Source organism: Mesorhizobium sp. M1050 (genome assembly GCF_040318715.1).
GTDB lineage: Bacteria > Pseudomonadota > Alphaproteobacteria > Rhizobiales > Rhizobiaceae > Mesorhizobium.
The window spans coordinates 24857-33521 of sequence record NZ_JAMYMV010000066.1; the positions used below are offsets into that span (position 1 = coordinate 24857).

Annotated in this window: 8 protein-coding genes; 5 read left to right on the top strand and 3 right to left on the bottom strand. The window is 60.0% G+C overall.

The window, feature by feature from the left end; all coding sequences use genetic code 11:
- Nucleotides 1-41 precede the first annotated feature (41 nt).
- The 5 genes from NKH57_RS26950 (at nt 42) to NKH57_RS26970 (ending at nt 4583) form a co-directional block, all read left to right on the top strand.
- Complete coding sequence (locus NKH57_RS26950) at nt 42-1100, top strand: DUF2169 family type VI secretion system accessory protein (RefSeq protein ID WP_352948850.1); 1059 nt, start codon at nt 42-44, stop codon at nt 1098-1100.
- Nucleotides 1097-2155: a beta-ketoacyl synthase N-terminal-like domain-containing protein gene (locus tag NKH57_RS26955; protein WP_352948853.1), complete on the top strand. Its 1059-nt coding sequence runs from the start codon at nt 1097-1099 to the stop codon at nt 2153-2155. Before NKH57_RS26950 ends, NKH57_RS26955 begins: the two co-directional genes overlap by 4 nt.
- On the top strand, nt 2155-3078 hold the full coding sequence (locus tag NKH57_RS26960; protein WP_352948856.1) for a DUF4150 domain-containing protein: 924 nt from the start codon (nt 2155-2157) through the stop codon (nt 3076-3078). The genes NKH57_RS26955 and NKH57_RS26960 overlap by 1 nt, the downstream gene beginning before the upstream one ends.
- A 5-nt stretch (nt 3079-3083) precedes the next feature.
- Nucleotides 3084-3614, top strand: a complete 531-nt coding sequence (locus NKH57_RS26965; RefSeq protein WP_352948858.1) for an SMI1/KNR4 family protein — start codon at nt 3084-3086, stop codon at nt 3612-3614.
- 75 nt (nt 3615-3689) lie between these two features.
- The gene (locus NKH57_RS26970; RefSeq protein WP_352948861.1) at nt 3690-4583 is read left to right on the top strand and encodes a type VI immunity family protein; all 894 of its coding nucleotides are present in this window, start codon (nt 3690-3692) and stop codon (nt 4581-4583) included.
- A gap of 8 nt (nt 4584-4591) precedes the next feature.
- Here NKH57_RS26970 and NKH57_RS26975 read toward each other — a convergent pair whose 3' ends face one another.
- The 3 genes from NKH57_RS26975 to NKH57_RS26985 form a co-directional block, all read right to left on the bottom strand.
- Entirely contained in the window at nt 4592-5551 is a 960-nt protein-coding gene (locus NKH57_RS26975; protein ID WP_352948864.1) for a HEAT repeat domain-containing protein, read from the bottom strand.
- A gap of 119 nt (nt 5552-5670) precedes the next feature.
- Nucleotides 5671-6099 carry a DUF6484 domain-containing protein gene (locus tag NKH57_RS26980; RefSeq protein ID WP_352948867.1) on the bottom strand — a complete coding sequence of 143 codons (429 nt, stop codon included), beginning with the start codon at nt 6097-6099 and terminating at the stop codon, nt 5671-5673.
- A 9-nt stretch (nt 6100-6108) separates the two neighbouring features.
- The gene (locus NKH57_RS26985) at nt 6109-8436 is read right to left on the bottom strand and encodes a type VI secretion system Vgr family protein (protein ID WP_352948869.1); all 2328 of its coding nucleotides are present in this window, start codon (nt 8434-8436) and stop codon (nt 6109-6111) included.
- Nucleotides 8437-8665 lie beyond the last annotated feature (229 nt).

Below are 8665 nucleotides of genomic sequence, written 5' to 3' on the forward strand. Positions count from 1 at the left end.
GGCCCGCTGTTTCGCCACCGCGTAAGGATGCGTAAGTTCAAATGTGGATACTGTCCAACCAGACGCCATTTGCCGCCCAGGAAAGCTGGACGCGTGACGAGCGCGGACATGAGGTCTGGCTGATCGCGATCAAGGCGTCGTTCGAGATCGATCCCGACGCCAAACAGCGGCTGTTGAAGGAGCAGACGCCGGTCAATCTGGCGCCCGTCTATGGCGCGGATCCGAACGAGCTTCTCGACGACACGGACCTCAATCTGGAGAAGAAGCACACCGACATCCTGGTCGAAGGGCACGTCTATGCGCCCGGTGGGCGCCCGAGCATCGAGAGTGCCGCGCGCATAAAGGTCGGTGACGTGGACAAGGCCGTCAATGTGGTGGGTGACCGCGTGTTCATGCCCGGCGCGGTGTCGGTGCGGATGAGCCGGGCGGAACCATTCACGAAAATGCCTATCAGCTGGCGCCGGACCTACGGCGGCACGGATATGGAAGCATCGACGCCGAACTGGGACCAGCGTAATCCGGTCGGCACTGGATTTGCAGTCGACCCGCAGCGGCTGGTCAGCAAAACCGGACCGAACTTTGAGTATCCCGACGCCCCCTATCGCGACCACAGAAGCGGCAAGCCGGCCGGCTTCGGTCCGGTGGCGCGGCACTGGCAGCCGCGCATGAAGTATGCCGGCACCTATGGCGAGGAGTGGGAAAAAACGCGCGATCCACTTCTGCCCCGCGATTTCAGCCGCATGTATTACCAGTGCGCGCCGGAGGACCAGCAGACCAGGACGCCGCTCATCGGCTATGAAGATGTGCGGCTCGGCAATTTCACCGCGGATGGCTTCCTGCAGTTTCTGCTACCGCGTATCACCTTCGATATGACCACCGAGTTCTACAACCGACCGGATCGCAAAAACGGCGAAGCCGTCATTCACACGCTGCGTATCAAGCCCGATCTCAGGCAGTTCTCGATTACGTGGATGTCGACCCTGCCAGTGCCTTTCGACGAGGAGCGGCTGAAGATGACCACCGTCGAGGTCAGAGCGCGCACGGGCGTTTCCCCGGCCATTACCGCGACGGGTGTGTGGCTGACGGAAGATGTCGAATGATGGCAAGGAGCGGCACCATCGTCGTTGTCGGCGTAGGGGCACGCACCCCGCTCGGCTTCGATGCGGCATCCAGTGCGGCGGCGGTGCGCGCCGGCATCTCGGCCATTCAGGACCATCCCTACATGATCGATCGTTTCGGCGAGCGGATGAAGGTTACGCGTGACGCCGGCGTCGATACGAGCCTTGTCGGTGCCGCACGCGCGGTCGAGATCGCGGTTCCCTCCGCGTTGGACGCCCTGCGGCCGTTGCTCAGATCGACGCAGCCGGCCTCGGTTGCGCTCACCCTCTCCACGGGCGAGCCTCGCCCGGGCCAGCCGGAGGGCTTCGCGGCGGAGGTCAACGCCAAGCTGCGAAAGCAACTGGCCGAGCATATCGTCCTTGAGGGTGGCGGATCGACGGCCGGCGGCCATGCGGGCGGGCTGCTTGCCATCTATCATGCCTGCAAATTGCTGCGGGACGGGAGGGCGAAATTCTGCCTGGCTGGCGGCGTCGACACCTATCTGGAGCCGGAAACACTGGAGTGGCTAGACGAAAACGAACAGCTGCACTCCGAGAACAACATTTACGGGTTTTGCCCTGGAGAGGCGGCTGGGTTCTGCCTGCTTTGCACGATCGGCACGGCAAGAGCCTATGGGCTGCAGCCGCTGCTTGAGATTGTCGCCACATCGACGGCTAGCGAGGAAAGCAGGATCAAGACCGAAACAGTCGTGCTTGGCGAAGGGCTTAGCGCGGCGTTCCGTTTCTTGTTCGAGGAGGCGCCGATCGATCCGGTCGACAGGATAATCTGCGACATGAACGGCGAACGCTATCGTGGCAATGAGTACGGGTTCGCCGTGCTGCGCAATTCCGGACGTTTCAAAGATGCGGCCGATTTCGAAACGCCGGCCGATTGCTGGGGCGATGTCGGTGCCGCTTCGGGACCATTATTCGTCAGTCTTGTCACGGAGGCCGAGGCGCGAGGATATCAGAAAGGGCCGCTGTCTGTGCTCTGGGCGAGTTCCGAGAACGGCGCCCGGGCGGCAGTGCTGCTCGGCGGACCGAAAAGGTCGAGCTGATGCCCAGCCATATCGTCGTCAACGGGCTGGGGCTGACCTACAAGGGAACGATCGGACTTTCCATCGCGACCATTCCAGACGTCTGTAAAACGCCGAGCCCAGGCGGCCCGATCCCGCTGCCCTACCCGAACATCGCCAACCAGGGGACGCTGAAAGACGGCACGACGACGGTTGTCGCCAAAGGCGGCAAGATGATTGCGATCAAGGGATCGCAATACGGCATGAGCTCGGGCGACGAGCCGGGCACGGTGGGCGGCGTCAAATCCAACGTATTCAAGAAGGCTACCGACTGGATCACCTATTCCTTCGACGTGAAGATGGACGGGAAGAATGCCTGCCGCCACACGGATAAGAAGTTTCACAACGATAAGAACACAGTGGACCTGGCCGGCAATGTCGACCCGATGTTCGCGGTCGGCAACGCCGGCCTTAAACCCCTGAAAATCCAGTGCAAGAATGCCCCGAAGGGCAAGAAGAAGTACACCACCTGTGAGAAGGAAGAGATTTGCGCCAAGTGTAAGGCGATCAATGACGAGTGCGTAAGGACACGCAACAATATCTTCAAGCGTACAACGACGGGCGTAAGAAGAAGAACTGAAAAACAGCGAAGCACGGCGAGGGCGGACTCGCTTAGCGTCATTGCAAAGCTCAGAGACGACATCAAAGCTGGTAACGCTGACCCGGTGGCGCATGATGGGCTTTCGCCGAAATGCAAAAAGGAGCTCATGGCCAAGATTAACAATGACTTGGAGGGTGTCGACATCGATCACGCGGTCGATCTACAGATCGGCGGCTGTCCGGTGTCGAGCGCCAATCTGAGAGTGATGTCGAATGGCCCGAACCGATTCATGGGCTCAAAACTGAGGAAAATGAAAGGCACGCATACGGGTGTGAAGCCGGATTGCTGTGCTGGAGGGAAATAGAACCTATGAGCGAGAACATCGTCGCCTTGGCGGATCGTCTCTTTGAACTCATGCGTGAGAACTACTTGCTGAGATTTGACGAGGAATACCCTGGAGAACGCGGCGAACCGGCCAGCGATGAGCAAATTGCAAAGACGGAGCGGATTCTGGGGCATGGATTGCCCCCGGACTATCGGGCCTTTCTGTCCACATACAATGGATGGTCAAGGATTGAAGGAACGGGAAAGATCCTGTCCACGGAGGACCACGGCACTCCCTGGGAAGCGAAAATCATCGAAAGTTGGACGAGCATATGGGAATCGGATGACGCCGATCCATTTGAATCGCCTCATCTGTTGGTCGTGGCTGGCGATGGCCTTCCCTATTTCATGGTTCTCGTTCCGAACAAGAAGAAGGGTGGAAATCCCGTCTTCGTTGAATACGAGGACATGACTATCAATGCGCGGTTCAAGACATTTGAAGAGTATCTGAAGTATAGAATTGAAGTGATTGAGTTGTCGATCGACGAACAGCGCAGTGGCAAAGAGGAGGATTGAGCAATCGTTCATCTTCCGCCTCTCTTGCAGAAACCCGTTTACCTCGATGGCGATGAGCCGGCGATTTGCAAGGTCTTGCTCGACCTGACTGTCTACCTGACAGGCCCCAGCGTCGCGGAACTCGATCATCTTGTAGCGGTGTTTCTCTCCCTTGCGCCGAAGGGATCAGTGCGTATGTACAAGCTCGCCGAACTCGCGGACTGGAGGAGCACGGATCAACCGGAAACGACAGCCAGCGTAAAGGTCGCGCTGGCGGAAAGTCGCTGGCTTCCCTACCTGGAGCCGGCGCGCAAGCGCATACGCGAAGGGCGCGGGTTCGAACTTAGGCTTTGGGACGGGCGCGGAATCGACGATCCCGCCGGAAGCTACAGTCTCTCCCTGTATGGAGTGCATTTCCGCGATCGTGGGGTTATGAGCTGCGCGCGCTTTCTGTTCCCCGTCGGCTTCGACGTCGCGAGGATAGTTGAGGCTTCACGCGATATTGCTGCCTGGGTTCGATTCAAGTCAGGCCACGGCGGGCTGACGTTCGCATACAACCCGACATACAAGGCGGTTGCGTTTGAAGGTATCTATTATCAGTCCCGGAGGTTCTGGGGCATCGATGTCGAAGATCTCGAGGCGACGTTGGCGGCACGCTCGCCCGGACTAAAGACGGTCAGCTGGATTACAATGCTCGGGAGCGCACTCGACTTGCAAACCGAACTGTCGCAGCGGCTGAAGGAATACTCCTTAAAGAGCCGTGTCGAGCTTACCGATCATCCTTATGGGTCCGTCATAGTAATCGGATCGCAGCCTGTTGTTGGAGACGTCAATCGGCCGGGCAGCATTCCGGAAGAATATTTCCAGACTTCCCGCATCCTTGAGCCGGCCTTCATTCAGGATCATCCGGATTTTTACACCGACTTTTTTACTTACCCCAACACGATGAACTGGATCAGGCGTTTCATCGATCCTGCCAACTGGCGCTGATATCCGGGTCAAACCGGCCTTAGCTTGGCCTCCCACGCCTTCACCTTGTCCGGGAACGGCACACGCGCAACATCATCTCCAAAATGCTCTTCGAAAGCCGGCCCGACATGGCTTGGGTCGTTCGTGAACAAGTCCGCTTCGCGCGCCTCTGGGAGAAGCTCTAAAAGCGCGGCACCAGCCGCCACCGAAAGCGCCGGGGTACGCATCTGCCGGATCAACCAATGCAGGACGGTCCGGTCGCCGAGCATGCCTGATCCGCGCACGGCGACGGCGGCGGTTACGGGGTTCTTCAGCAGGCCGCCCATCCAGGCGCGGACGTCCTGCTCCGATCCGGCCTTGACGACCGCGCGGAGCGCGGCCAGCGCGTCGGGTCCGCCGCCGGCAGCTACCTTCCGGAGTTCAGGGCTGGCGATATCGCCCGCGCCGAGTTCCGTCAGCGACCAAGCCGCCCAGAAACGCGGGGGCTCCTCCTGATCGGAGAGCGCGTTCCGCAACTCGTGAGCCAGATCGGCGCGCTTCAATTTGCCGGCGAGGCGCAGGCTGACGGCGCGCACGCGCACATCCGGATCAAGGACAAGTCGCGCCAGCATCTGCTTCGGGTCGACGCCATGCGCGAGACAAGCCGATACGCCGAGAAATCGCTTGAAGGCATCCGGCACCCCGATCCAGTCCCGCACTAGTGGGGCGATGGTTTCAGGCTTGTGCCACGCTAACGCACCCACCAATCCGCGAGCGTCATCCTTGCTTTGACGACCAAATTCGACCACCTCGGCCACGCGGCGGCCGTCGTTCTGCTCGATCGCCATCCAACCGTAGAGGAACAATTCGCCCTTTTCTGGGAAGTCCTCATACGCCGCCATTACAAACGGCCAAGCGACCGGTCCAGCGATACGCAGACCATCCAGGTTAGCTTCCAAGCGCCGGTCGACGCCGGCGACCACATGAAGATCCGGCGGATCATCTTCCATCAGCGTGTCGCGCTGCGCCCAGAAGAACGCGGCCTGCTCGGCGTGCTGTCTGACGACATCCGGTACTATTTGCCGCTCCGGCGCGCCTTCCGATTTGGGCTTTCCGGTTGCTGCCAACATCAGTTGAGATCGATCGAACCGCCGCGAATGCGGTTGGCGGCGCTCGCCTGACTGGTAACGTAGGTGCCACGAATGGTGATGCGACCGTCTTTTTCCATGAGAATCGTCGCCTTGCCGCAGCGTAGTTCGATGCGCTCCTCGCCGATGATTTGAATGCGCTCGCCGTCGCGCACGACTTGCGGCGCAGCCGTCTTGTGTGCCGGCTCGACGACGCGGCCGACGATAAGCGGCTTGGCGGGATCGCCCTCCTGAAAGAGCAAAGCCACCTCTGAGCCCACCATATTGGACGTCAGTTCGGTTAGGCTACGCGCAGGCAGGGCTGTCTCTTCGGGGTTGCCGGGGAATACCACCAGCGGCAACGCGGCGTCATCGAAACCGAGAAAGATACCGATCACCACACCGTCAATGCGTTCGCGAACGTCACTCATCACTGCCCCTTAATTCTCCGCAATCTTCGAGCCCTTCATCGTTATGTCGCTCGACGCCTTGATGCTGATCTTGCCTGACCCCTTGACCGAAATGTCCTTGCCCTCGATCGCGATCGTGCCGTCTTTCTTCATCATGATCTTGGCCGAGCCCGTTGTGATGAGGATTTCGTCACCGGCATCGATGACCAGCTTCTTGCCGATTTTGATCGTGCCATTGCCGGTGACCGAAATGGCACTGTCTTTGCCGACGGAAAGCGAATGCGCGCCGGCCACGGATGTCGAATCGTCCTGGCCCACCGAAGCGGTGCGTCCGCCGCCGACCGTCGAGCCTTGATCCTTCGCGATGCTCTCGGTGTGGCCGCCGCCTATGGATACGCTCTGGTCGGAAGCGATCTGCCAGCTGTCGCTCGCTCCTACGCTGTGGTCCTGCGCCGCCCCAACCGTCACAGACCGCGTCGCGCCAATCGTGTTTGTCTGTGGGCCACCCACGCTTCGGGTCTCCGATGCTCCGACTGAATCGACACGCGCTGCGCCAACGCTCACCGTCTGGGCGATCGCCACAGTCTGGGTATGATTGGCGCCAATCGTTTCAGTCGAATTCGAACCGATGCTGATCGTCTCGTTCGACCCCACCGTCAGCGAGCGATTGGCGCCCACCGTCTCGGTATCGTTGTTGCCGATATTCGTCGTCTTGTCGACGCCGACCTGCACCGTCTTGTTGTTGCCGACGTCCTCGTCCAGGTTGTGGCCGACGGAGTGCTTGGCGTCGTGGTCGATGCGGTCAGACTGGTCGTGCTGGACCAGCTTGGTGCGATCATGCTTGATCAGAAGGTTGTGGTCCTTCTGCGCCTGGAAGTTGACCAGTTCGGAGCCGGCCTTGTCCTCGAACATCAGCTCGTTGTAGCCGCCACCGCCTTTGGAGGAGTCCGACTTCCAGCCCGATTGGGTGGCGCTGCCCGGCAGGCCGTAGGGTGGCATCTGCGAGGCGTTGTAGACCCGACCGGTGATGATCGGCAGGTCCGGGTCGCCTTCGATGAAGTCGACGATCACCTCCTGGCCGATGCGCGGTATCTGAATGAACCCCCAGCCACTGCCGGCCCAGGTCTGCGAGACCCGCACGAAGCAAGAGCTGTTCTGGTCCTTCTTGCCCAGACGGTCCCAATGAAACTGGACCTTCACCCGGGCGTATTTGTCGGTGAATATTTCCTCGCCGGATGGGCCGACCACCGTCGCCGTCTGGGGGCCTCGCATGATCGGCCGTGGCGTGATCCGCGGTGGACGATAGGGCAAGGCGGTCGGTGCCACGCCGAGGATCACTTTGAAGTTCTCGCTGTCGACGTCGGCATGGGCTCTGTAGCCCGGGTCGAACAGCCTGTATTCGGCGCTGACCACCAGATATTCCTGGTTCTGGTCTTCGCGTGGAAAGCTGTCCAGCTTGAACGTGCAGCCAGAATAGAGGCCTCGCACGGTGCCGACAGCGGCGATGCGCTGGTGCACGGCCTGGATTTCCTCGCGCCGGATCGCGGCCAGGCTGTCGCCCCGGCCCATTTCGAGATGCGCGCCGGGCTGGCGGTAGTTCTCTCCGGCGGCCAGCTTGTGACTGAACGGCTGGGCCGACTTGGCCATCAGGTCGGCGCCCGGCTTCTTGAAGTCATAATCGGTGTGGACATAGGCGCCTGGGCGCACTGAACTGCCCGGTATCCACTCGGTGATGTATTCGACATCGCGCCGAGAACCTTGACCTTCAAAGTTATAGAGCACGTTCTCATAGCCGGGCGCAGGCTTCAGCTTGCTCATCGCATCGGCCAGGACAAGCGTGTGCTTGCCCTCGTCATGCTCGAAGAAATACAGGATGCCTTCATGCTCGAGCAGCCGCTGTACGAAATCCAGATCGGTCTCGTCGTACTGGACGCAGTATTCGCGCGGGGGATAGGACCCCTGCAGGCGCAGATCGAATTCCGCCGTGCTGTATCTCTTGAAGACGTCCTTGACGATGTCGACGACGCTCTTGTTCTGGAAAATACGGCAATCCGTAGTGTTGCCGAGAAACCAGAGCCACGGCCTGATCACTGCCTCATAATACGCCAGATGGTCCTCGAGCCGGGTGAGCTGGAACTCGGACACGAGACCGCTGAACCAGCGTTTCGGATCGGATTCACCTTCGATCGATAACGGGCCACCTAGCATCTTCAGCGGATCGATATCGGTGTCCGTGCTGACGAACCCGACCGTATAAGCAAAACAACGGCTGATCTCATCGCGCCCGACAAGATGCGTGAACGTCAACAGCTCGGAGCCAACCGGTGTCTGCACCACCGTGGCACGTTCATTCGGCATGGGTCGTGCCCCTCCTGGACGCGGCCGCCAACGTGATGGATTTGAAGTTCCCGCTATATTAACAGCATCACGTTCAGGAACTTTTTAAATCCGCCAAGCCAGGCCGTGGTGAGCCTACCACATGTTTCCCCGCCGGCCAAAGAGTGTCCGCGCTCAGTACATATGAGACGGCTGGGTCATCCGGTCTCGGCAGATTTTGAGATACTCGCTTGGAGTGAGGCCGTCGAGT